The 22,649-nt window shown below is 56.2% G+C and carries 19 protein-coding genes; 15 read left to right on the top strand and 4 right to left on the bottom strand.

The window, feature by feature from the left end; genetic code table 11:
* The first annotated feature begins 133 nt into the window (after positions 1–133).
* Entirely contained in the window at positions 134–688 is a 555-nt protein-coding gene (locus Z948_RS0114055) for a hypothetical protein (protein ID WP_025060191.1), read from the top strand.
* Between the two features lie 3 nt (positions 689–691).
* Here the strand turns inward: Z948_RS0114055 and Z948_RS0114060 are convergent, their stop codons facing one another.
* Complete coding sequence (locus Z948_RS0114060) at positions 692–1,837, bottom strand: alpha-hydroxy acid oxidase (RefSeq protein WP_025060192.1); 1,146 nt, start codon at positions 1,835–1,837, stop codon at positions 692–694.
* 121 nt (positions 1,838–1,958) lie between these two features.
* Between Z948_RS0114060 and Z948_RS0114065 the strand changes: the two genes are divergently transcribed.
* On the top strand, positions 1,959–4,385 hold the full coding sequence (locus Z948_RS0114065; protein WP_025060193.1) for an ATP-dependent helicase: 2,427 nt from the start codon (positions 1,959–1,961) through the stop codon (positions 4,383–4,385).
* A 244-nt stretch (positions 4,386–4,629) separates the two neighbouring features.
* Here Z948_RS0114065 and Z948_RS0114070 read toward each other — a convergent pair whose 3' ends face one another.
* Positions 4,630–4,848 (bottom strand): DUF1127 domain-containing protein, encoded by a 219-nt coding sequence (locus tag Z948_RS0114070; protein ID WP_025060194.1) that lies wholly within the window; start codon positions 4,846–4,848, stop codon positions 4,630–4,632.
* Positions 4,849–5,352: 504 nt separating this feature from the next.
* Between Z948_RS0114070 and Z948_RS0114075 the strand changes: the two genes are divergently transcribed.
* Positions 5,353–6,426 (top strand): Mrp/NBP35 family ATP-binding protein, encoded by a 1,074-nt coding sequence (locus Z948_RS0114075; protein ID WP_025060195.1) that lies wholly within the window; start codon positions 5,353–5,355, stop codon positions 6,424–6,426.
* Between the two features lie 8 nt (positions 6,427–6,434).
* On the opposite strand, the gene Z948_RS0114080 is transcribed toward Z948_RS0114075, so the two are convergent.
* The gene (locus Z948_RS0114080) at positions 6,435–7,208 is read right to left on the bottom strand and encodes a hypothetical protein (protein ID WP_025060196.1); all 774 of its coding nucleotides are present in this window, start codon (positions 7,206–7,208) and stop codon (positions 6,435–6,437) included.
* Between the two features lie 770 nt (positions 7,209–7,978).
* Between Z948_RS0114080 and mraZ the strand changes: the two genes are divergently transcribed.
* From mraZ to murD, 9 genes are all read left to right on the top strand, one after another.
* Complete coding sequence (gene mraZ, locus Z948_RS0114085) at positions 7,979–8,482, top strand: division/cell wall cluster transcriptional repressor MraZ (RefSeq protein WP_052033123.1); 504 nt, start codon at positions 7,979–7,981, stop codon at positions 8,480–8,482.
* A gap of 6 nt (positions 8,483–8,488) precedes the next feature.
* Positions 8,489–9,472, top strand: coding sequence for a 16S rRNA (cytosine(1402)-N(4))-methyltransferase RsmH (gene rsmH, locus Z948_RS0114090; RefSeq protein WP_025060198.1), 984 nt, complete (start codon positions 8,489–8,491; stop codon positions 9,470–9,472).
* Positions 9,469–9,819, top strand: coding sequence for a cell division protein FtsL (gene ftsL / locus Z948_RS0114095; protein ID WP_025060199.1), 351 nt, complete (start codon positions 9,469–9,471; stop codon positions 9,817–9,819). The genes rsmH and ftsL overlap by 4 nt, the downstream gene beginning before the upstream one ends.
* The gene (locus tag Z948_RS0114100) at positions 9,816–11,609 is read left to right on the top strand and encodes a peptidoglycan D,D-transpeptidase FtsI family protein (protein WP_025060200.1); all 1,794 of its coding nucleotides are present in this window, start codon (positions 9,816–9,818) and stop codon (positions 11,607–11,609) included. Before ftsL ends, Z948_RS0114100 begins: the two co-directional genes overlap by 4 nt.
* A 17-nt stretch (positions 11,610–11,626) precedes the next feature.
* Positions 11,627–13,111 carry a UDP-N-acetylmuramoyl-L-alanyl-D-glutamate--2,6-diaminopimelate ligase gene (locus Z948_RS0114105; protein WP_025060201.1) on the top strand — a complete coding sequence of 495 codons (1,485 nt, stop codon included), beginning with the start codon at positions 11,627–11,629 and terminating at the stop codon, positions 13,109–13,111.
* Positions 13,108–14,535 carry a UDP-N-acetylmuramoyl-tripeptide--D-alanyl-D-alanine ligase gene (locus Z948_RS0114110; RefSeq protein ID WP_025060202.1) on the top strand — a complete coding sequence of 476 codons (1,428 nt, stop codon included), beginning with the start codon at positions 13,108–13,110 and terminating at the stop codon, positions 14,533–14,535. The genes Z948_RS0114105 and Z948_RS0114110 overlap by 4 nt, the downstream gene beginning before the upstream one ends.
* 75 nt (positions 14,536–14,610) lie before the next feature.
* Positions 14,611–15,693, top strand: a complete 1,083-nt coding sequence (gene mraY, locus Z948_RS0114115; protein ID WP_025060203.1) for a phospho-N-acetylmuramoyl-pentapeptide-transferase — start codon at positions 14,611–14,613, stop codon at positions 15,691–15,693.
* Positions 15,694–16,101, top strand: a complete 408-nt coding sequence (locus Z948_RS0114120) for an ACT domain-containing protein (RefSeq protein WP_025060204.1) — start codon at positions 15,694–15,696, stop codon at positions 16,099–16,101.
* 60 nt (positions 16,102–16,161) lie between these two features.
* Positions 16,162–17,565, top strand: a complete 1,404-nt coding sequence (gene murD, locus Z948_RS0114125; protein ID WP_025060205.1) for a UDP-N-acetylmuramoyl-L-alanine--D-glutamate ligase — start codon at positions 16,162–16,164, stop codon at positions 17,563–17,565.
* Positions 17,566–17,569: 4 nt separating this feature from the next.
* Here murD and Z948_RS0114130 read toward each other — a convergent pair whose 3' ends face one another.
* Positions 17,570–18,745 carry a BaiN/RdsA family NAD(P)/FAD-dependent oxidoreductase gene (locus Z948_RS0114130; RefSeq protein ID WP_025060206.1) on the bottom strand — a complete coding sequence of 392 codons (1,176 nt, stop codon included), beginning with the start codon at positions 18,743–18,745 and terminating at the stop codon, positions 17,570–17,572.
* Positions 18,746–18,952: 207 nt separating this feature from the next.
* On the opposite strand from Z948_RS0114130, the gene ftsW reads away from it, so the two are divergent.
* Genes ftsW through murC form a run of 3 tightly spaced genes read left to right on the top strand, consistent with a single transcriptional unit; the run spans position 18,953 to position 22,631 of the window.
* Positions 18,953–20,119 (top strand): putative lipid II flippase FtsW, encoded by a 1,167-nt coding sequence (ftsW, locus tag Z948_RS0114135; protein ID WP_025060207.1) that lies wholly within the window; start codon positions 18,953–18,955, stop codon positions 20,117–20,119.
* Positions 20,116–21,219: a UDP-N-acetylglucosamine--N-acetylmuramyl-(pentapeptide) pyrophosphoryl-undecaprenol N-acetylglucosamine transferase gene (locus Z948_RS0114140; RefSeq protein ID WP_037951913.1), complete on the top strand. Its 1,104-nt coding sequence runs from the start codon at positions 20,116–20,118 to the stop codon at positions 21,217–21,219. Before ftsW ends, Z948_RS0114140 begins: the two co-directional genes overlap by 4 nt.
* Complete coding sequence (gene murC / locus Z948_RS0114145; protein WP_025060209.1) at positions 21,216–22,631, top strand: UDP-N-acetylmuramate--L-alanine ligase; 1,416 nt, start codon at positions 21,216–21,218, stop codon at positions 22,629–22,631. Before Z948_RS0114140 ends, murC begins: the two co-directional genes overlap by 4 nt.
* Positions 22,632–22,649: the final 18 nt, after the last annotated feature.

Below are 22,649 nucleotides of genomic sequence, written 5' to 3' on the forward strand. Positions count from 1 at the left end.
GGGGCCTTACTGGCCTGATCTGAGTGGAATTTCGTGGTAATTCGGGCACATAGCTGTTGTTACACTTGAAACAAATCTCGCGTTGGATAACCTGTTCTCAAGCAGAAAAATAAGAAAACAGGAGATTTAGGCCATGAGAAAGCTGGGAATTGCCGCTGGGATGGGGCTGGCGTTGGGGGTTTTGGCGGGTTGTGCGGTCGAACAGGACCCTTTCGCCGCGAAAGCCCTGCAAAAAGGTGAGCAGCTGGGGATTCAGAATATTATTGCGGCCAATCCTGGTAAAAAGGCCTGCTTTGAATATGAGGCTGCGTCCAATAGCTGTTCTTCGATCATAACGGCGCGGGTGGAGGGGAATAGGATGATCACCCAAGAGATCGCGGCGCTAAAAATCCCTGGTTCGAATAACACGCAGCGCGTTGAGCTGATTACCAATAGCACGATCCAAGACGGCAAATCCTGTGCGCGGGCCAATGATCTGTCGGTGGTGGGCCGTGATACCGCGTCAGCATTTGTTCTTGCGGGTTCGCGTCAGCTGATCAATGAATTTGGCGGCAGCTTTTGTGGTACATATTTTCGGTCTGGTAATGGGTATGTCGTCAGCACAGTTGGTGCAAACGGCGAACCGTTCCCTCCTGGTGATACGCGGTTCCAGTTCATTTCTGGGGATGCGAAACTGCGCGCGCAATAAGGGTCAGCTAGGGCTTAATTTAATGGTGGCGGGCAGCTCGGATAGGTTGCGCGCCCCGATTTGGCCCATGTTTGATTCCATATCTTTGGCCAGTACATCTATCAAATGGTCGACCCCCATTGGCCCTAGTGCGGCCAGCGCGTAATGGAAGGCACGGCCTAACATGACAAAATCGGCGCCCAATGCGAGGGCGCGCAAAATGTCCAAACCCCCTTCAATCCCGCTATCAAAGATCAGCGGCAGTGTGGTGGCTGCGCGTATATCGGGCAAGGCTTCGATTGTGGCTGGCGCGCCGTCAAATTGGCGTCCGGCGTGGTTCGAGACCCACAAGGCATCCACGCCAGCGGCTTCTAGTTTGGTTGCATCTTCGGGGCGCATAACGCCTTTTACGATAAAATCGCCTTGCCATGCGTCCCTTAGCCAATCGACATAGTCCCAGTCAGGAGAGGTGCGTAGCAGGTAGCCAACATGCGCGGTTGAGGACAGACCGTCGCGCGCGGCATCTGCGTATTTGTCCAGCCCCCGCATATGCGGCATGCCGCGTTGGGCCATGCCGATGGCCCATGCTGGCCGCATTGCAACTTGGGCCAATAGGCGCGGCGTCAGGCGGGGGGGATTGGTTAAACCCGATCGAACCTGTCGTTCGCGGCGGCTGGCCACTGGAACATCAACTGTAAGCACTAATGTAGAGAAACCTGCGGCTTTGGCGCGTTCCAACATGTCGTGCCGGATATCTGTGTCGCGCGGTGGATACATCTGAAACCACGCGTGCTGACCTAGGTGAGGGGCGATATCTTCGGGGCTTTGGCTTGCCACAGTCGAGAGAGAGTAGGGGATCGTGGCCTTTGCTGCTGCGCGGGCCAGATGGCCTTCGGCATCGGGCCACATCAGGCCAGACATACCAATCGGGGCCATGCCAAAGGGCAGGGGCATCTGTTTGCCAAGAAAGCTGGTGGATAAGTCGGCGGTGAATTCCCCATGTAAGGTAGAGGGCATCATCCCGACCCGATCAAGGGCGGCGCGGTTGCGTGCCTGAGTGGCCTCGGTGCCGGTGCCGCTATCTAGGTATTCCCAAACGAATTTCGGGATGCGTTGCTGTGCACGGCGACGCAGATCGGAAAGGGCGGGGTATTTTGCATGAAGATCCATAGGCGGATATGAGGCGCGCCAGAACGAAATGTCTAGAACTGCTTATTGCTCCAGAATAAAAATCCAGAACAATATGGGAACACGGGTTTTCTGTGGCGTCCGATTACGCTAATTATCAGGGATGAGCAGTTTTGATGAACATGACGCCTTTGAGGGTGCCTCGTTATCCGCGCGCGCAATGGCCGCGCGCCCGCAACCCTATCTGGACGGGTTAAACCCCGCCCAACGCGAAGCGGTTGAAAAGATGGACGGCCCTGTTTTGATGCTGGCCGGCGCGGGAACAGGTAAAACCCGCGCGCTGACGGCGCGTATTGTTCATTTGCTGAACACGGGGCGCGCGCGCCCAAACGAAATTCTGGCGGTGACTTTTACCAATAAAGCCGCCCGCGAGATGAAAAACCGCGTGGGGTCTATGCTGGGGCAGCCGATTGAGGGGATGCCGTGGCTGGGCACGTTCCACGCGATTTGCGTCAAGCTGCTGCGCCGTCATGCCGAATTGGTCGGGCTAAAATCGAACTTTTCGATTTTGGATATGGATGATCAGAAACGGCTGCTAAAACAAATCATTACAGCCGAAGGCATTGACGAAAAACGCTGGCCTGCGCGGATGTTGGCGGGCATCATTGATGACTGGAAAAACCGCGCCTTAACGCCTGATAAAATTCCGGCAGCAGACGCTGGTGCCTATAATCACCGTGGTCCTGAAATTTACGCCGCCTATCAAAAGCGCCTGCTGGAACTGAATGCCACCGATTTTGGTGACCTGTTATTACACATGGTCACGATTTTTCAGACCCACGAAGACGTGCTGAACCAATATCAACGCTGGTTCAAATACATCCTCGTTGACGAATACCAAGATACCAATGTCGCCCAATACCTATGGCTGCGGCTGTTGGCAGCGGGGCATAAGAACATCTGCTGTGTGGGGGATGATGATCAGTCGATCTATGGCTGGCGCGGTGCTGAGGTGGGCAATATCCTGCGGTTTGAAAAGGATTTTCCAGGTTCACATGTGGTGCGGCTAGAGCAAAACTATCGCTCGACCCCGCATATTCTGGCCGCTGCTTCAGGTGTGATTGCGGGCAACCAAGGGCGTTTGGGTAAAACCCTATGGACCGAAGCGACCGATGGCGAAAAGCTGCGCTTGATCGGCCATTGGGATGGTGAGGAAGAGGCGCGTTGGATCGGGGACGAAATCGAATCGATGCAGCGTGGCACCCGTGGTCTGCGCCCTATGTCGCTGGATCATATGGCGATTTTGGTGCGGGCATCGCACCAGATGCGCGCGTTTGAAGATCGCTTTCTAACCATCGGCTTGCCTTACCGTGTGATTGGCGGGCCGCGATTCTATGAGCGTTTGGAAATTCGTGATGCCATGGCCTATTTCCGCGTTGTGACCTCTCCCGACGATGATCTGGCGTTTGAACGCATTGTGAATACCCCTAAACGCGGCCTTGGCGATGTTGCGCAGCAGAAAATCCAAGGCATGGCGCGCGCGCATGGCGTGAACCTGATCGAAGGCGCGCGCCTTTTGCTGGCGCAAAAGGGAATCGGCGGCAAAGGTGCGGCTCAGCTAAAGCTGTTGATCGAGGGGATTGATCGCTGGACGTCAAAGCTTCACGGCCCGCGCCTTGAGGTGCAGGACGACAGTGTTGTTGACGACTTGTTAGATAGTGCTGGTCCGATGCCGATGGAGTTTGGCCCCGCTGAGGTGAGCCATATCGAGTTGGCAGAGATGATTCTGGACGAAAGCGGTTATACCGCCCACTGGCAAAACGACAAAACCCCCGAAGCTCCAGGGCGATTGGAGAACATCAAAGAGCTTGTTAAGGCTTTGGAACAGTTCGAGAATCTTCAAGGGTTCCTCGAACACGTCAGCCTGATTATGGATAATGAAAAGGAAGGCGAGGGCGAAAAGGTCAGCATCATGACGCTGCACGCGGCTAAGGGGCTTGAGTTCCCTTGCGTGTTCCTGCCCGGTTGGGAAGATGGGCTGTTCCCGTCCCAACGCTCGATGGATGAAAGCGGGCTGAAAGGGTTGGAGGAAGAGCGCAGGCTGGCCTATGTGGGGATCACCCGCGCCGAACAGATTTGCACAATCTCGTTTGCCGCGAATAGGCGTGTGTTTGGCCAATGGCAAAACGCCATGCCGTCGCGGTTTATTGACGAATTACCCGAAGAACATGTGGATGTTCTTACGCCGCCCGGCCTTTACGGTGGTGGATTTGGCGCAGCAGCAATGCCAAAAAGCACGCTGCACGAAGCCGCAGCCGAGGCGAATGGCTATGATTCTCCGGGGTGGCGCAGGTTGCAGGCACGATCAGGCGCGCGTGGAATGGCACAACCGTCCGAAGCCAAAGGCGTGACACTTGATATGAAGGCCAACAGCAGCTTCACCATGGGCGAACGCGTGTTCCACCAGAAATTCGGCTATGGCGCGATCATCGGGATCGAAGGCGACAAGCTGGAAGTGGCATTTGAAAAAGCAGGGGACAAAAAGGTCGTCGCCCGCTTTTTGACAGCTGCGGATGATGTGCCGTTTTAAGTCATTCACATAGCTAGGGCGCAGGGAACTTCGTCGGGCGGATTGCCAAAGGCTGCTTCCCAAAAAATAAAGCGGTGGCCACAGGGAGGTGGGGCCACCGCTCTAACAGGTGCATCTAGCTGTCTGGGAGGAGAGACAGATGCATCTTTTGTACAGCGCGGGGTCATCGGGGAGGCGAGACACTGCCGTGCTGTTTATTCACCCGCGATCAAATGGGAGGATCGGATCGCGGGGAATGGCGGTATTACTTAACCATTTCTGCCGCTTCTTTGGACAGGCGGCGGAAGTCGGCGCGGCAGAGACCAAGGTCTGCCAAGTCACGGGCTGTCATTGTGCACAGCTCGTCGAATGTCTGTTTGTATACTTTGCGCTGACGCATTTTCAGAGCAATCGTGTCGAAGAATGCTGCGGTGCGGCTAGGCTGCGCGGAAACTGATACGTTGGTGTCTGTGAAGTATGTCATGTTACTCTCGATCCATCGGTTGCGTCTTTCTGTGTTCAATACTTAAGGCAGCCAGTTCAGAAAACAATAACCAATGCTGCAATGCGGCTATGCGTTTTTTGCAAGTGCAGAAAAAAGTTAGCCCTCTGATTATCAAACGCAAAAGGACATCACATTAACGTGCGTAAATTTCTGAGGCGTGGCCAATGTGAAGACAAAAAAATGGCGACGATATCGGGAGGATGATATCGCCGCCTAAAAATAAGAGGGCCCTCGGGAGGAGGATGAAGGCCTCTTGGATGTTTTAGAAAACTATCGGGAGGATTGTTTCCATGGCTTAGGTATAAAAGTTAATGCTGCGTTAGCACAATTAAAAAATGCGCAATGCTGCTATGCGGCATGTGCATAGGGGGGTGGCTTTGCTTAAAATTTAATCAAATCCCATGGTGTTGCTTGTCTTTGGGTGGTGCTCTTGCGGATTTCGCCGAATCTGCGATGTCAGAGGCTGGTTAATGGAGAAACGTTATGTCGGTCACAAAGCAGGATGTCATCGCCGCCCTTGAGCGGATCAATTTGCCTGACGGGCGTAGTTTGATTGCGCATGATCTAATGAGGGCCCTGTCAGTCGAGGGCGATGTGGTGCGTTTTGTCATCGAGGCGCCAAACGCAGAGATCGCGCGATCAATGGGTCCGCTGCGGGATGCGGCAGAGAAGGTTGTGTCGGAATTAGCTGGCGTAAAACAGGTTACTGTCGCGTTAACGGCACATGGGCCTGCGCAAAAAACCTCGGCTCCGCCTAGTCTGAAGGTTGGAGGGCACCCAAAGCCACAGGATGGGCCGACAAAACCATCCGGTGTTAAACGCATCTTGGCGATCGGGTCGGGGAAGGGGGGCGTTGGGAAATCCACGGTTAGCTCGAACCTCGCTGTTGCCTTGGCCAAACAGGGCCGCAAGGTTGGTCTGTTGGATGCTGATATATATGGTCCCAGCCAGCCTCGTATGATGGGGGTGAATAAACGCCCAGCCAGCCCTGATGGTAAAACCATCATCCCGCTAAAGGCGCATGGCGTTACGATGATGTCTATTGGTTTGATGATGGAAGAGGGCAAGGCGGTTGTCTGGCGTGGCCCTATGTTGATGGGCGCCTTGCAGCAGATGCTGGGGCAGGTTGAGTGGGGCGAGCTGGATGTTCTGCTGGTAGATTTGCCGCCGGGAACAGGTGATGTGCAATTGACGCTCTGCACTAAATCCGAACTTACGGGCGCGATTGTGGTCAGCACGCCGCAAGATGTGGCCCTGATCGATGCGCGCAAAGCCTTGGATATGTTCGCAACACTTAAGACGCCTGTTTTGGGTCTGATCGAAAACATGTCGATGTTTGTCTGCCCCGACTGCGGGGGTGAGCATCAGATATTCGGCCAAGGCGGTGTTGCTGCCGAAGCGGAAAAAATGGGGGTGCCATTGCTGGGGGCATTGCCGATTGACCTAGAGACGCGCATTGCGGGCGATGGGGGCACGCCTGTTGCTGCGGGAGAGGGGCCAATGGCCCAAGCCTATGCACGCATTGCCGAGGGTCTTGTAAAGGGCGGTATGGCCTAGGCGACGCTTTATGGCGTGCCGGTTTCACCTTGTTGGATCTGGCGCGCATATAGTGTTGTCAGAACGCTAAAGATCAGCAGCCCTTCGATGATGTAGATCGGCAATTCCAGCGCCAGCATATGTTCAGGCGTGCTGGGAGAGACAAGGGCGATCAGCGCGGCGAATGTTGTGTTGATGAATGCAAGGGCCGCTGCCACGCCCCAAAGCATCCGCGAAACAGATTGGGTGCGCTGCCAGCTATGGCGCATCGTAATCGCACGTCCAAGTGCTGCCGCCGGCAGGATGAGGCTCAGCCGTAGAGACAGCCAAACCAGCAGGAGCTGGGTTAGGAAAGTCGTTAGCAACATCGAGAATGTTGAGGGGTTCGCAGCGGTCTCTCCTTCTTGCCCTGCGGCAATCAGGGGCAGTACCAGAACCAGCCCGACAACAAGTTGAATGATCGCCAGCACAATGACGCGCCACAGGTACCCAAGGATAAGGGGCGCGGACATCGGTCTGGGGGCGTGCGTGGGGCCAAGCGTATGGCGATGCCAGAGAATGGCCATCAACGCATAGCTCAGAATAAAGGTTGTGAGTAGGACGAGGGCCAGATTGACGGAAGTAATGCTCGTCAGGTCCGGTTTGGACGGGTTAATGGCCAAAAGCTCGGGCGCGAGCGCCGCTGTCAATAGGCCCACACCGCCCATCATCAGGATTGCTGGGGCAATTACCTTCACCGTTTTAGCAGGGTGAGTGGTCACAAGGCCAAAAGCGTGGCGCAAAAGGTTAAGGGTAGAGTTCACGAGAAACCTTCATCCAAATGATTGGCGTCCTTTTTGAACCTAACGGGCCTCTGAAACAAGCGGCGCAATCACGACGGGGGGGATGTGTTGTGAAAAAGGGTCACAGAACGCTTTGGGAGGCTTATGGGAAATTATGGGCGATCTGGCTCGGGAGGGGAGCTGGCCCATGGGAAAATGGGGGCGATGGTTGCGATTGTGAGGTGATTCGCGGTGTCTAATGCTCTATTGTTGAGAACAGGGAGTGAACATTGTGTGTTGCTGATGAATTCGTCGTTCGCTTGTGGGATTTTATGGGAAATTATTTCGAATTCAAGATTTGTCTATATGTAGTGGCTCTATTGCTTGTTGTCAGTACATATTCCTATGGGATTGGTGGATTTGGCTCATCCCCATAGATTTATGATGGGTTTGGAGCCGATTTTATTCAGATTTTAGAAAAAATATGTAGACGCCCATGATTTCCCATGGCATCCCTAGTGCATCGGATGAGAACGAGACACGGGGCAACTAACGACCCCAAATAATAATAAAACTCTAGCAGGTTTCATACAGGCCCTCGCTTTCATCAGACCAAGAGATCCGGCGCGCGAGCGAGCAGACATCCCCCCAGGTGGCGCGCGCAGTCGGACATACCCGCAAAGCGGGATAAAGCGGCGGGTTGATCAGTGGCAGCAGATCAATCCGCCCTTTTTACATTCAGGGGTCAGGGCAGGGGGCTTTGATCGCAAATAGAACGGACGTCACGCAACGAGCGGGCAAAGGAACATCAGGTGAGCCGAAGGTTCAGAGGCGAAAGCCACAACAAGGTCGACACGAAGGGGAGGGTATCTATACCCGCCTCTTTTCGGCGTGTGTTGGAGGCATCTGACCCGAACTGGAAAAGCGGCGAAACCCCCGAGTTGGTTATCGTCTACGGTGATCACCGCCGTAGCTATCTTGAATGCTACACAATGAAAGCCATCGAAGAGGTGGACGACAAGATCGACGCGCTGCCGCGTGGCTCGATGCAACGTAAAATGCTGCAGGCCCTGTTTCATGGGCAGTCGTTTCCAACGACTGTCGATGAAACCGGACGGCTGGTTCTTCCCGCAAAATTGCGCGGCAAGATTGATCTGGAAAAGGAAGCCTTCTTTATCGGGATGGGCGACACGTTCCAGATTTGGCACCCAGAAACTTATGACACCCAAGAGCGCGCCAAGCAGGAAGCATGGCTGGACGAGTTGCCAGAGGACTTTGATCCGATGCAGTTCTTGGACGGACCGGTCGAGGTTTAACGGGTTATGGCTTCGGACGCTAACGCCCCTCACATTCCAGTTCTCTTGCGTCCTATTCTGTCGGCGGTTGCGCCGGTTGAGGGCGTTTGGCTGGATGGAACCTTTGGCGCTGGCGGCTATACGCGCGGCTTTCTGGATGCGGGCGCCGAGCGTGTAATCGCAGTGGACCGTGATCCACTGGCCTTTGAAATGGCCAAGCCATGGGCGGGTGAATACGGTGATCGGCTAGTGATGCAGCACGGCGTGTTCTCGAAAATGGACGAATACGCGCAGGATCTGGACGGTGTTGTTCTTGATCTGGGTGTTTCTTCGATGCAGTTGGATCTGGCTGAGCGCGGCTTTTCCTTTATGCGTGACGGGCCGCTGGATATGCGGATGTCTCAGGACGGGCCTTCGGCCGCTGATCTGGTGAATGAAGCATCAGAAGAAGAGCTGGCCAATATTATCTTCCTCTATGGGGAAGAGCGCGCCAGCCGCAGGATTGCAAAGAAGATTGTTCTCGCTCGCTCAGATGCGCCGATTACCCGCACGCTTGAGCTGGCAAAGCTGGTCGAAAGCTGCCTGCCGCGCGCCAAACCAAACCAAAGCCACCCCGCGACCCGCACCTTTCAGGCGCTGCGCATCGCTGTAAATGATGAATACGGAGAGCTGTGGGCAGGCCTTATGGCGGCTGAGCGCGCCCTTAAACCAGGGGGTAAGCTGGCTGTGGTGACGTTCCACTCGGTTGAAGATCGCATGGTCAAACGGTTCCTCACCGCGCGTGCAGGGGCGGGGGGCAATGCCAACCGTTTCGCACCCCAGGTTGAGCAGGAAGCGCCGCAGTTTGTCATCAAATCGCGCAAGGCCATTGGCCCAGACGCGCAAGAGCTAGAAGAAAATCCGCGCAGCCGCAGCGCAAAACTGCGCGTGGCAACGCGCACGGATGCGCCAGCGGGCGCGATTGAGGCAAAAGCCATCGGCATGCCGATGATGAGGGGAAAGAAGCAATGAAATCGGTGATTTACGTTTTGACTGCATTGGGTGTGATCGGGTTGGCCTTTTGGGCATACCGCGAAAACTATGCCACTCAGGCCGTTCTGAATGACACCGACAAGCTGCGCGTGCAAATCCGCACAACACATGCACGTTTGGCCGTGTTGCGCGCTGAATGGGCGTTTCAGAACCGCCCTGATCGCTTGCGTGACTTGGCCGAATGGAATTTCGAACGCCTTCAGCTGTTGCCCTTGCACCCCGATCAATTTGGCCAAGTGGACGAGGTGCAATACCCCGCGCCAGACCTGCTGCCGATTACGAACCCTGTTGATGTTTCCTCAATGAACGCGGAGGACAAGCTATGATCCGTACCCCGCTGCGCCCCCTAGCTCGGATCCTCGAAGCACGTGCCAAGGGCGAAAACCCTGACGCGATTGAACACCAAAACCGCCGCATCCGTCACGAACAGATGCAGGATCAAGATCGCAGCCGCGCCGAAGGGCGTTTGCTGGTTTTGGGCATGATCTTTTTATGCGCCTTTGTTGTTGTTGGTGCGCGGATGGGGTTGCTCGCGGTATCCGACCCTGTTGAGCCACGCGCCCATGCGCCCGGATCGATCATTGCAAATACCCGCGCTGACATTGTTGACCGTAATGGCCGCATCTTGGCAACAAACCTTGATACACACGCCCTATATGCGCAGCCGCCACATCTGATTGATGCAAAAGGTGCTGCCGAAAAACTGGCAAAGATCTTTCCCGATCTAAAAGAAGAGCGCCTGATCAAAGATTTCACAGGCAAGCGCAAGTTCTTGTGGGTGAAGAAGAAAATCAGCCCCGAGCAGATGCAGGCCGTGCATGATATCGGTGATCCAGGTCTGTTGTTTGCGCCGCGCGACATGCGCCTTTACCCTAACGGTAAGTTGGCAGCCCACATCATGGGCGGCGCCAGCTTTGGCCGTGAAGGGGTGCGCGCCGCCGAAGTCATCGGTGTCGCGGGTGTAGAAAAGTATTTTGATGACTACCTGCGTGATCCCGAAAACGCCGGCAAACCACTAGAGCTGAGCCTTGATCTAACGGTGCAAGCCGCAGCTGAGCGCGTGCTTGAGGGCGGCATGAAGCTGATGAATGCAAAAGGGGCCACATCTATCTTGATGGATGCCTATACGGGCGAAGTCGTCAGCGTTGCCTCCTTGCCCAGCTTTGATCCAAACAAGCGTCCGCGCCCTGCTGTTGAGGGTGATCCTTCGGACAGCCCGCTGTTCAATCGCTCGGTTCAGGGTGTTTACGAACTGGGGTCGACCTTTAAAATCTTCGCCGCCGCGCAGGCGATGGAGCTAGGCCTGGTCAATTCGAACACGATGATCAATACCGCAGGGCCGATGAAGGTTGGTGGCCACAAGATTGGCGAGTTTGCGAACCATAACTATGGCACAATCAGCGTGCGTCAGATCATTGAAAAATCATCTAACCGTGGCACAGGCCGTTTGGCTTTGATGATCGGGAAAGAGCGCCAGCAGGAATTCCTGCGCAGCCTTGGCCTGTTTGAACGGACCCCGTTCGAGATTGTCGAGGCCTCTGGTGGGCGTCCGTTGTTACCGTCGCGTTATACAGACCTATCGGCGGTTACGATTTCTTATGGCCACGGTATTTCGACCACGGCGATGCATTTGGCCGCTGGCTATGCGGCGATTGCCAATGGTGGGCGCGTGGTAAAACCAACGTTGCTAAAGCAAAACAGCCAGCAGATGGGCGATCGTGTGATGCGCCCCGAAGTGGCTGCTGCCTCACGACGCATGTTGCGCGATGTGGTTGTCGGTAAAAACGGCACGGCCTCTTTTGCCGAGGTGCCGGGCTATTTTGTAGCGGGTAAAACAGGCACAGCGGATAAACCAAAGGCGCGTGGTGGCTATTACAAAGATAAAACCATCACCACCTTTGCCTCGATGTTCCCTTATCATGACCCCCGCTATGTATTGATTGTAACGCTGGACGAACCTGTTGAAACCTCCAGTGGCAAACCGCGCCGCACAGCGGGGTGGACGGCGGTGCCAATCGCCGCTGAAATGATCCGCCGCGTTGCGCCTTTGCTAGGAATGCGTCCGGCCATTGAACCCTCTGGTGTCGCTGGTATAACGCTAACAAGCAGCAACTAAGCGCACAGGCCAGCCATATGACATCCGCTCCGAGCATTACTTTAAATTCCTTGGGGCTGATGGCCGCAGGGGGTGAAAACCCGACCCTTTCCAGTCTCGAAGTAGACAGCCGCCGCGTGAAAGACGGTACATTGTTTGCCGCGATGCCGGGATCGGTTGTTCACGGGGCTAGTTTTGTCGGCAAGGCGTTGGAACAGGGGGCAGCCGCCATTCTGACAGATGCTGAAGGCGCTGAACTGGCGGCGGATGAAATTCGCGCTGCGGGCGCTGCTTTGGTGATTTCCGAACAACCGCGCGAGGCTTTGGCCCGCGCTGCGGCTCTTTGGTTTGGGGGGCAGCCGCAAAATATGATTGCGGTGACGGGCACCAATGGGAAAACATCCGTTAGCACCTTTGTACGTCAAATCTGGATCGAAATGGGTTTGGCTGCTGTCAATCTGGGTACAACAGGGGTTGAGGGCGCATGGACTGCGCCGCTGGCCCACACCACGCCCGAGCCGATCACCCTGCACCGCACATTGGCAGAGGCCGCCAAAAACGGCATTACCCACGCCGCGATGGAAGCTTCCTCGCATGGGTTGGATCAGCGCCGCCTTGATGGTGTGGTGTTGCAAGCGGCTGGGTTTACCAACTTTACCCAAGACCATTTGGATTATCACGAAACCTTTGAGGCCTATTTCGACGCAAAAGCAGGTCTGTTTGCGCGGGTCCTCCCCGAAGACGGGGTGGCGGTGATCAACATTGACGATCCTAAGGGCGTGGATATGGCCGCGATCGCAAAGGCACGGGGCTGCCGCGTGATCACGGTGGGGCGTGACGGGGGCGATTTGCACCTGACGGCGCAGCGCTTTGATGCCACGGGACAGGATTTGCGGTTTGAATGGGGCGGTAAGACCTATCAAAAACGGCTTGAGCTGATTGGCGGGTTTCAGGCGGATAACGTGCTGCTGGCGGCGGCTTTGGTTATTGCCTGTGGTGCAGAGCCTACAGAAGTGTTTGACACAATCCCCCACCTTACAACGGTACGCGGACGCATGCAGCTTGCTGCGACGCGCGATAACTCGGCTGCGGTGTTTGTTGATTACGCCCATACGCCCGATGCCGTTGCGACCGCGCTGGCGGCGATGCGGCCCCATGTGATGGGGCGACTGGTGGCGATCGTTGGCGCGGGCGGTGATCGCGATACGGCTAAACGCCCCCTGATGGGCGCAGCCGCTGCACAACACGCGGATGTTGTTTTGGTGACGGACGATAACCCCCGCTCGGAAGATCCAGCAACAATCCGCGCGGCGGTTTTAGAAGGCTGCCCAGGTGCTGCCGAATTCGGTGACCGCGCCGAGGCGATTTTGCGCGGTGTTGATTTGCTGGGGCCGGGGGATGCATTGCTGATCGCGGGCAAAGGGCATGAAACGGGCCAAACCATTGGCGATGATGTTCTGCCCTTTGATGATGTAGAGCAGGCCAGCGTTGCTGTTGCCGCTTTGGACGGGAGACTGACATGAGCTTGTGGACAGGCGCAGAAGCAGCCGCAGCAACCGGTGGCGAGCTGCGCGGTGATTGGGCCGTGAATGGCGTGTCGATTGATACCCGCACGATTGAGCAGGGCGATTTATTCGTTGCTCTGAAAGATGTGCGTGACGGTCATGAATTTGTTGCCGCCGCCTTGGAAAAAGGGGCAGGGGCCGCATTGGTTTCGCGCGTGCCTGAAGGGGTCGCTGAGGATGCGCCCCTGTTAATCGTTGACGATGTCCTTAGCGGATTGGAAGCCTTGGGGGCTGCTGCCCGTGCGCGCACGCAAGCCAAGGTGATTGGCATCACGGGATCGGTTGGCAAAACCTCGACCAAAGAAATGCTGTTGGCGATGTTATCCGCACAAGGGCGTACCCATGCCTCTGTCGCAAGCTATAACAACCATTGGGGTGTGCCGCTGACGCTGGCGCGCATGCCAGCGGACAGCGAATATGCGATTATCGAAATGGGGATGAACCACCCCGGTGAAATCCTGCCACTGACGATGCTGGCAAAGCCTGACGCGGCCATGATCACCACGGTTGCGGCAGCGCACCTTGAGGCGTTTGACGATATCACTGGTATTGCCCTTGAAAAGGCCAGCATCTTTGACAGCCTGCCGATCGGCGCGCCTGCGGTTTATAATGCCGATGTGGAAACCTCGGCCATTTTGGCCTCGAAAACGCATGATCGTCGTTTGCACGGCATTGCCTTTGGCGAAAACGGCTTTGATTGGAAGCTCAAAGAGCTGACCATTCAGGGCGACACCACAATTGTTCAGGCCGAATTTGACGACAAGCCCTTGTTGTTCAAACTCGCCACTCCGGGGCGGCATTTTGCGATGAACGGGCTGGGGGCCTTGGCGATTGTTCAGGCGATTGGCGCTGATCTGGCGCAGGCGATTGCGGTCTTGGGCCGCTGGACGCCCTACAAGGGGCGCGGGTTGCGCGAAGTGATCCAGCTGGACCCGACAGAAAGCCGTGAACGCCTGTCGCTGATTGACGATAGTTATAATGCCAATCCGACGTCGATGGCGGCCTCTCTTGAGGTGCTGGCTGGTGCTGAGACCACTGATGGGGTTGGGCGCATCGGCAAGGGGCGGCGGATCGCCTTTCTGGGTGATATGAAAGAACTGGGTGCGGATGATGTGGCTTTGCATGCTGGAATCGCGCATCTGGAAGCGACCAAGGCGCTGGATGTTGTGCATTGTGTGGGGCCGCTTATGCGCGCGCTCTACGATTTGCTACCCGAACACCAGCGCGGCGATTGGTTCGAAACCTCTGAGGAAATGTGCCAAGGGCTGCGCCACCGCATTGATGCCGGCGATGTTGTGCTGGCAAAGGGCTCTTTGAGCATGAAATTGGGTCTTGTCGTTGACGCCATCCGCAAAATGGGCCATCCGATAACCGATGTGTGACACCCCTATGAAGGGGAGCAAAGGCAAATGCCTACCAAATGTGGGTAGTGGCCGTAGAACAAGTAAGGACGATGTATGCTGTATTGGTTAACCCTACTGTCTGATGGCGGTGATTTTTTTAACCTCTTTCGCTACATCACCTTCCGTGCAGGTGGTGCGTTTTTTACGGCTTTGATTTTTGGTTTCCTCTTTGGCAAGCCGCTGATCAACATGTTGCGCCGCACCCAAGGCAAAGGCCAACCCATTCGCGACGATGGCCCCGAAGGGCATTTCGCCAAAGCGGGCACACCTACCATGGGCGGGTTGTTGATTGTTGGGGCGCTACTAACGTCGACGCTACTTTGGGCGCGCTTGGATAATGCGTTCATTTGGATGATCTTGTTTGTTACGATGAGCTTTGCAGCCATTGGTTTTGCGGATGACTATGCAAAAGTGAGCAAACAAACTGTTGCAGGTGTTTCCTCAAAAGTCCGTCTGCTGCTTGGCTTTTTGATCGCAGCGATCGCGGGCTTCTGGGCGGCTGCTTATCACCCAGAAGCGTTGCAAAATCAGCTGGCTTTGCCTGTCTTCAAGGACACGCTGATTAACCTCGGATTTCTCTTTGTGCCCTTTTCCATGATCGTTATTGTTGGCGCTGCGAATGCGGTGAACCTGACCGATGGTCTGGACGGCCTTGCGATTATGCCTGTGATGATCGCGGCCAGTACTTTGGGCGTGATCGCCTATGCGGTGGGGCGTGTGGATTTCACCGAATATCTGGATGTGCACTATGTGCCAGGTACGGGTGAGATTTTGGTCTTTACGGCTGGTATTTTCGGCGGGGGCCTTGGGTTTCTTTGGTATAACGCCCCTCCGGCGGCTGTATTTATGGGCGATACGGGGTCGCTGGCCTTGGGCGGCGCCTTGGGCGCGATTGCTGTGGCGACCAAGCACGAATTGGTGCTGGGCGTTGTTGGCGGCCTGTTTGTGGTCGAGGCGCTGTCCGTCATCATTCAGGTGCTCTACTTTAAACGCACTGGCAAGCGCGTCTTCCTGATGGCGCCTATCCACCACCACTATGAGAAAAAAGGCTGGGCCGAGCCGCAGATCGTGATCCGTTTCTGGATCATCTCGCTGATTTTGGCGCTGATTGGCCTTGCGACCCTAAAGGTTCGTTAAATGGCGGGGACGGTAAAGGAAACCAATGCGATGATCTCGGGGATGGACCCGATATTGGACGCTACCGTTTACCACTTTTGCGTTGGTCCTGACCATTTGCTACCCAAAGCGATCGCAAGCTTTAAAGAAGCTGAGGGGCTTTCGCTGATCCTTCCAGAGGACGTGGCAGAGCAGCACGGGATGCTTAGTGATTTGCCGTTGAAGCGGATCACCCTGAATGTCTACTCCGCACTTGATGGAGTGGGGCTGACGGCTGCGGTAGCGACAGTTTTGGCGCAAGAGGGTATCGCCTGCAACATGGTGGCGGGTGCGCATCACGACCACGCCTTTGTCCCAGCCAATCAAGCGGATGATGCGGTTTCCTTGCTGCTATCGCTTGCCAATAGCCGCAACAATGCGGACAGCTAAGACGGAACAGATTGACCAAGACAGGCCTTGCCTGAAAGTCTCGAGTATAGGAGCAGCAAGATGATACCAGTTCAGGGCATGGGGGGGCTGCGCGTCGCGGTTTTAGGGCTGGGGCGTTCGGGCCTTTCGGCAGCACGTGCTCTTGCCGCTGGCGGTGCAGAGCCCTTGTGCTGGGACGATAATCCAGCGGCGCGTGCGGCTGCCGAGGCCGAAGGTTTTGAATGTCTTGAACTCACCAAGGCGGGGGCGTTTGATAACATCGCGCGCCTGATCGTTAGCCCGGGTATTCCGCATCTATATCCAACGCCAAATCCCGTTGTCGCCGCCGCTTTGGCAGCAGGGGTGCCCGTGGACAACGACATCGGTCTGTTTTTCCAAAGCTTTGCCACATCCGAGTGGAACACATTTGATGTCGCGCCGCGCATCGTTGCAGTGACGGGATCAAACGGCAAATCCACCACATCGGCCTTGATCCATCACATTCTGGAACATGCGGGGCGGAATTCGCAACTGGCGGGTAACATCGGGCGCGGGGTGCTGGATATTGAACCTGCGCCCTCAGGCGGTGTGGTTGTGCTGGAACTGTCGAGCTATCAAACCGATCTGGCACGTAGCCTAACGCCCGATGTGGCCGTATTTACCAACCTGTCACCAGATCATCTGGACCGTCATGCGGGGATGGGGGGCTATTTCGCCGCCAAACGCCGCCTCTTTGCCGAAGGCGGACCTGATCGCGCTGTGATTGGCGTGGACGAGCAGGAAGGCACTTTTCTTGCTGGGCAGCTCACCGAAGGTGCTGTTGATGATCGTGTGATCCGCGTCAGCGTCGAGCGCAAGCTCACAGGGCCAGGATGGCAGGTTTTTGCGCGCAAAGGGTTCCTGAGCGAATACCGTAACGGCAAACAAGTCGCCTCAATTGATCTGCGCAATATCGCCGGATTGCCGGGGTCGCATAACCACCAGAACGCTTGCAGCGCCTATGGCGCGTGCCGCTCGCTTGGGTTGGCGCCAAAAGTGATCGAAGCAGCCTTTCACAGTTTTGGCGGTTTGCCGCACCGCAGCCAGACGATTGGCGAAAAGGGTGGCGTGCGTTTTGTGAATGACAGCAAAGCCACCAATGTTGACTCCGCCGCCAAGGCGCTGGCCGCGTTCAAAAATATCCGCTGGATTTGTGGCGGGCTAGAGAAGGAAGGCGGCCTAGACGGCTTGCAAGAACCCTCCGCCTCAGTGCGCAAAGCATATGTGATCGGTCGCGAAGCCGCAGGATTTGCAATGCAGTTATCGGTTGAGGCCGAAGTCTGCACCACAATGCAGGCCGCAGTTGCCGCTGCGATCAAAGATGCCGAAGAAGGCGATGTGGTTCTGCTTGCCCCTGCTGCTGCCAGCTTCGATCAATATGACAGCTTTGAAAAACGCGGCGATGATTTTGCGCGTTTGGTGAAAGAGCATTTGAGCGCGGATTAAAACCCTAACCCGCGTTCAAGGCCTTGGCCGCGGCCATGGCCGACGACCACGCCCATTGAAAGTTATAGCCGCCCAGCCACCCCGTCACATCCACAGCTTCGCCAATGAAATAGAGGTTCGGGTGGTTTTTGCTGGCCATGGTTTTCGAGTCGAGCGCATCGGTATCCACACCACCTAGGGTGACTTCGGCGGTGCGATACCCTTCAGTCCCGCTTGGGGTGACTTGCCAGTGTTTTAACCCGTTCATCAGCTCGCTCAGGCGTTTGTCAGACCAATCAGCAAGGTTGCCGCTTAGGTCAAAAACACCGCTCAAGTGGTCAACTAGGCGCGAGGGCAGGTGGCGGGCCAGTTCGGTGGTGAAATTCTTGCGACCTGCCTGTTGGCGCTGGTTGCGCAGGGCTTCGTACATATCTGCGGGAAGGATATCGAGGGTGACCGTCTCGCCCTCGCGCCAATAGGACGAAGCCTGTAGGATCGCGGGGCCTGAAAGGCCGCGGTGGGTAAACAGCAGCGCCTCTTCAAACGTTGGACCATCAGCGTGAATGCGAGAGGGGACCGCAACACCCGAAATCTCGGCGAACCGCCCGTCTGGGAAGGTGAAAGGGACCAAGGCTGGCCGTGTCTGGGTTACAGGCAGGCCGAATTGCTCTGCCACCTCATAGGCAAAGCCCGTTGCGCCCATCTTTGGGATGGATTTGCCGCCCGTCGCGATGATCAGGTTGCGCGTGGAAACTTGGAGCTTGGCTTCTGGTGTGTGGAGGGTAAAGGAAAACCCTTCCTCTCGCTTTCTAATATCGCTGATGCTGCTTTTCAGGCGGCGCTCGACGGTGCGCGCATCAATCAGCTGGTTCAGCATGGCGATGATATCTTTGGCGCTGTTGTCGCAGAATAGCTGGCCTAGCGTTTTTTCATGCCACGCGATCCCGTGTTGCTGAACCAGATCAATGAAATCCCATTGCGTATAACGGGCGAGGGCCGATTTAACAAAATGCGGGTTGGCGCAGATGAATGCGTTTGGATCGGTATAAAGATTGGTAAAGTTACAGCGCCCGCCGCCAGAGATGCGAATTTTCTCGCCCGCTACTTTTGCGTGATCCACCAGCAGGGTGCGCCCCTCTAAATGGGCGGCACACATCATGCCTGCGGCACCTGCGCCAATAATTGCTGTATCAAATTCCATGGGCGAGGGGTGCCTTATGCGGGGGCGGTGGTCAAGCGCTGGCGATATCGCCGATTGTCGGCGACAAGCGAGGGGGAATAACCGAAAGGACAGCGCAAACACCCCATAAAACCGTGCAAAAACGCTAGCCGCGACCGATTTTTCCCGTTATGCTTAAATCTAGACCTCCGAAAAGGGGGCATGACAGGCAGTGTAAGGCACGTACCCATGACAGAAATGGTTTATGGCGCAGTTCCCGTTCGGGATGGCGAACCAATCCTACCCAAGTGGTGGAGAACGCTCGATAAATGGGCGTTGTCCTGTATTTTGATGCTCTTTGGCGTCGGTATGTTGCTGGGTCTGGCGGCGTCCCCTCCTTTGGCGGAAAAGAACGGGTTTGAACCGTTTCATTATGTGCAACGTCAGGCGTTTTTTGGCGGTTTGGGCATGATTGTGATGATGCTGACGTCGATGATGTCCCCGACGATGGTGCGCCGTTTGGCTGTTATCGGTTTTGTTGGGGCTTTTATCGCGCTGGCGATGTTGCCTGTTTTCGGCACCGACTTTGGCAAAGGGGCGACGCGCTGGTACAGCCTAGGGTTTGCATCGGTGCAACCTTCCGAGTTTCTAAAGCCAGGTTTTGTTGTTGTTGCGGCATGGATGATGGCCGCTAGCCTCGAAATCAACGGCCCTCCAGGCAAGGCGTGGTCCTTTGGTCTGTGTATCACAATTGTTTTGATGTTGGCGCTTCAGCCTGACTTTGGGCAGGCCTGTCTGGTGCTGTTCGGTTGGGGGGTTATGTATTTCGTCGCGGGTGCGCCGATGATTTTGCTGGTTGGTATGGCGGTAATGGTCGGGCTGGCTGGCACAGTCGCTTATTCAAGCTCGGAACACTTTGCCCGCCGCATTGATGGGTTCCTAAGCGTGGACGTCGATCCGACGACCCAGTTGGGCTATGCGACGAACGCGATCCGCGAGGGTGGGTTGTTTGGCGTCGGTGTTGGTGAGGGCGAGGTGAAATGGTCGCTTCCCGATGCGCATACGGATTTTATCATCGCGGTTGCTGCCGAGGAATACGGTCTGGTTTTGGTGCTTTGCATCATCGCGCTGTATGCGTCTGTCGTCGTGCGTTCCCTGCTGCGTTTGGTGCGCGAGCGTGACCCCTTTATCCGTCTGGCGGGAACGGGGCTTGCTTGCATGTTTGGTGTTCAGGCGATGATCAACATGGGCGTTGCGGTGCGTCTGCTGCCAGCCAAGGGCATGACCTTGCCTTTCGTCAGCTACGGTGGCTCTTCCGTTATTGCATCTGGGATCGCACTGGGCATGCTTTTGGCATTTACCCGCACGCGTCCGCAGGGTGAAATTAGTGCGCTATTAGCGAGAGGTCGATCATGAGCAAACCCCCTCTATTGGTTATTGCCGCTGGTGGCACAGGGGGGCACATGTTTCCCGCCCAAGCACTGGCCGAAGTGATGCTGGCACGGGGCTGGCGGGTAAAGCTAAGCACAGATGCCCGTGGCGCCCGCTATACGGGTGGTTTTCCTGAGGCTGTCGAGATCGAACAGATTTCCAGCGCCACTTTTGCGCGCGGTGGGCTTTTGGCAAAGGCGATGGTGCCCTTTCGGATTTTGGCAGGGACGCTAGGATCTGCTTTTGGCATGCTGCGCGACAAGCCATCAGTTGTTGTCGGTTTTGGCGGGTACCCTTCGATCCCCGCGCTTGGCGCGTCTTGGATGTTGCGTTTGCCGCGCATGATCCACGAGCAAAACGGTGTCCTTGGTCGCGTGAATGAGCTGTTTGCCAAGCGGGTGGATGTGGTTGCCTGCGGGACTTGGCCGACGACGTTGCCTGACGGGATCGACGGTGTTCACGTTGGCAACCCTGTTCGTGCCTCTGTGTTAGAGCGGGCTGGCGCGGGGTATATCGCGCCGGGTGATTACCCGATGGAGCTGTTGGTGATGGGCGGCTCGCAAGGGGCGCGTATCCTGAGCGATGTCATCCCGCCCGCGATTGCTGCCCTGCCGATGGATATGCTGCGCAATGTGCGCATTAGCCATCAGGCCCGCGAAGAAGATGGCCCCCGCGTTTCCGAATATTACGCCGAAAACGGCATTAACGCTGACGTGCAGCCCTTTTTCCACGATGTTCCGCGCCGCATGTCCGAGGCGCAGCTGGTTATCAGCCGCTCTGGGGCTTCCTCTATTGCTGACCTCACGGTGATTGGGCGCCCGTCGATCCTTATCCCGTTTGCCGCTGCCGCAGGGGACCATCAGGTCGCCAATGCGCAGGGGCTGGTTGATGCCGAGGCCGCGATATTGATCCGCGAAAACGCGGCGAGCCAAGAAATCCTCACTGAACATATTCAAATGATCCTGTCCAACGGCGCCGCCGCCCAGACAATGGCCAATCGTGCCCTGTCATTGGGAAAACCGGAGGCTGCGGAAACGCTTGCCGATATGGTACAGAACCTCACCGCTAAGGAGCCTACCCAATGAACGCCGCAACCAAACTGCCCGGAGACGTAGGCGCAATCCATTTTGTTGGCATCGGTGGGATCGGCATGTCGGGCATTGCCGAAGTGTTGCTGAACCACGGCTATCAGGTTCAGGGTTCTGATCTGAAATCTACGCCGATTACCAACCGCCTTGCCGAATTAGGTGCCAAGATTTTTGAAGGCCAAAGGGCAGAAAACGTAGAAAACGCCCAAGTGGTGGTGATTTCCTCCGCGATCAAACCAGGCAACCCAGAGCTAGACGCCGCGCGCGCCATGGGCCTGCCTGTTGTACGCCGCGCAGAAATGCTGGCCGAGTTGATGCGCCTGAAATCCAATATCGCAATTGCCGGTACACATGGGAAAACAACAACCACAACGATGGTTGCCGCGCTGCTGGATGGGGGGGGCTTTGACCCTACTGTTGTGAATGGTGGCATCATCCACGCCTATGGCTCAAACGCGCGCAAGGGCGAGGGCGAGTGGATGGTTGTCGAGGCCGATGAAAGCGACGGCACGTTTAACCGCCTGCCAGCCACCATCGCGATCGTCACCAACATCGATCCCGAGCATATGGAGCATTGGGGCACGATCGAAAACCTGCGTCAGGGCTTTTTGGATTTCACCTCGAACATCCCGTTTTACGGCGTTGCCGTTTGCTGCACCGACCACCCCGAAGTGCAAAGCCTTGTCGGTAAAATTACCGATCGCCGCGTGATTACCTATGGATTTAATGCGCAGGCCGATGTGCGTGTTGTTGGCCTGCACTATAAGGCAGGCGTGGCGCATTTTGATGTCCATCTGCAAAACGAAGACATCGTAATCAAGGATTGCGAACTGCCGATGCCGGGGGATCATAACGTATCAAACGCCCTGTCGGCGATTGCCGTTGCCCGTCATCTTGGCATGAAGGGCGAAGAAATCCGCGACGCACTCAAGAGCTTTGGTGGTGTTAATCGCCGCTTTACCAAAGTTGGCGAAGTGGACGGTGTGACCATCATTGATGACTATGGCCACCACCCTGTTGAGATCGCCGCGGTTCTAAAGGCCGCACGCCAAGCGACCGAAGGGCGGATTATCGCTGTTCACCAGCCACACCGTTATTCCCGCCTGAGCCATCATTTTGATGAGTTCTGTTCCTGCTTTAATGACTGTGACGTCGTCGGCATTGCTGATGTTTATTCCGCCGGTGAAGAGCCTATCGAGGGCGCAGATCGTGATGCGCTGGTTGCTGGCCTGATCCAGCATGGTCACCGCCACGCCCGCCGCGTTGATGGCGCCGAAGACCTTGCCCGTTTGGTCGCAGAACAAGCGCGCCCTGGTGATATGGTCGTTTGCCTTGGGGCAGGGACGATCAGCGGTTGGGCGAATGGTTTGCCAGATGCGTTGCGCGCGCTGAAAGGGGCTGCGGCGTGAAGGCCCAAATGGATGGGG

The organism is Sulfitobacter donghicola DSW-25 = KCTC 12864 = JCM 14565, from assembly GCF_000622405.1.
Taxonomy (GTDB): domain Bacteria; phylum Pseudomonadota; class Alphaproteobacteria; order Rhodobacterales; family Rhodobacteraceae; genus Sulfitobacter; species Sulfitobacter donghicola.

Excerpts from the sequence above, each read along its gene's own strand:
- Z948_RS0114055 (WP_025060191.1), top strand. The coding sequence starts at position 134 with ATGAGAAAGCTGGGAATTGCCGCTGGGATGGGGCTGGCGTTGGGGGTT.
- Z948_RS0114060 (WP_025060192.1), bottom strand. The coding sequence starts at position 1,837 with ATGGATCTTCATGCAAAATACCCCGCCCTTTCCGATCTGCGTCGCCGT.
- Z948_RS0114065 (WP_025060193.1), top strand. The coding sequence starts at position 1,959 with ATGAGCAGTTTTGATGAACATGACGCCTTTGAGGGTGCCTCGTTATCC.
- Z948_RS0114070 (WP_025060194.1), bottom strand. The coding sequence starts at position 4,848 with ATGACATACTTCACAGACACCAACGTATCAGTTTCCGCGCAGCCTAGC.
- Z948_RS0114075 (WP_025060195.1), top strand. The coding sequence starts at position 5,353 with ATGTCGGTCACAAAGCAGGATGTCATCGCCGCCCTTGAGCGGATCAAT.
- rsmH (WP_025060198.1), top strand. The coding sequence starts at position 8,489 with ATGGCTTCGGACGCTAACGCCCCTCACATTCCAGTTCTCTTGCGTCCT.
- ftsL (WP_025060199.1), top strand. The coding sequence starts at position 9,469 with ATGAAATCGGTGATTTACGTTTTGACTGCATTGGGTGTGATCGGGTTG.
- Z948_RS0114100 (WP_025060200.1), top strand. The coding sequence starts at position 9,816 with ATGATCCGTACCCCGCTGCGCCCCCTAGCTCGGATCCTCGAAGCACGT.
- Z948_RS0114105 (WP_025060201.1), top strand. The coding sequence starts at position 11,627 with ATGACATCCGCTCCGAGCATTACTTTAAATTCCTTGGGGCTGATGGCC.
- Z948_RS0114110 (WP_025060202.1), top strand. The coding sequence starts at position 13,108 with ATGAGCTTGTGGACAGGCGCAGAAGCAGCCGCAGCAACCGGTGGCGAG.
- mraY (WP_025060203.1), top strand. The coding sequence starts at position 14,611 with ATGCTGTATTGGTTAACCCTACTGTCTGATGGCGGTGATTTTTTTAAC.
- Z948_RS0114120 (WP_025060204.1), top strand. The coding sequence starts at position 15,694 with ATGGCGGGGACGGTAAAGGAAACCAATGCGATGATCTCGGGGATGGAC.
- murD (WP_025060205.1), top strand. The coding sequence starts at position 16,162 with ATGATACCAGTTCAGGGCATGGGGGGGCTGCGCGTCGCGGTTTTAGGG.
- Z948_RS0114130 (WP_025060206.1), bottom strand. The coding sequence starts at position 18,745 with ATGGAATTTGATACAGCAATTATTGGCGCAGGTGCCGCAGGCATGATG.
- ftsW (WP_025060207.1), top strand. The coding sequence starts at position 18,953 with ATGACAGAAATGGTTTATGGCGCAGTTCCCGTTCGGGATGGCGAACCA.
- Z948_RS0114140 (WP_037951913.1), top strand. The coding sequence starts at position 20,116 with ATGAGCAAACCCCCTCTATTGGTTATTGCCGCTGGTGGCACAGGGGGG.
- murC (WP_025060209.1), top strand. The coding sequence starts at position 21,216 with ATGAACGCCGCAACCAAACTGCCCGGAGACGTAGGCGCAATCCATTTT.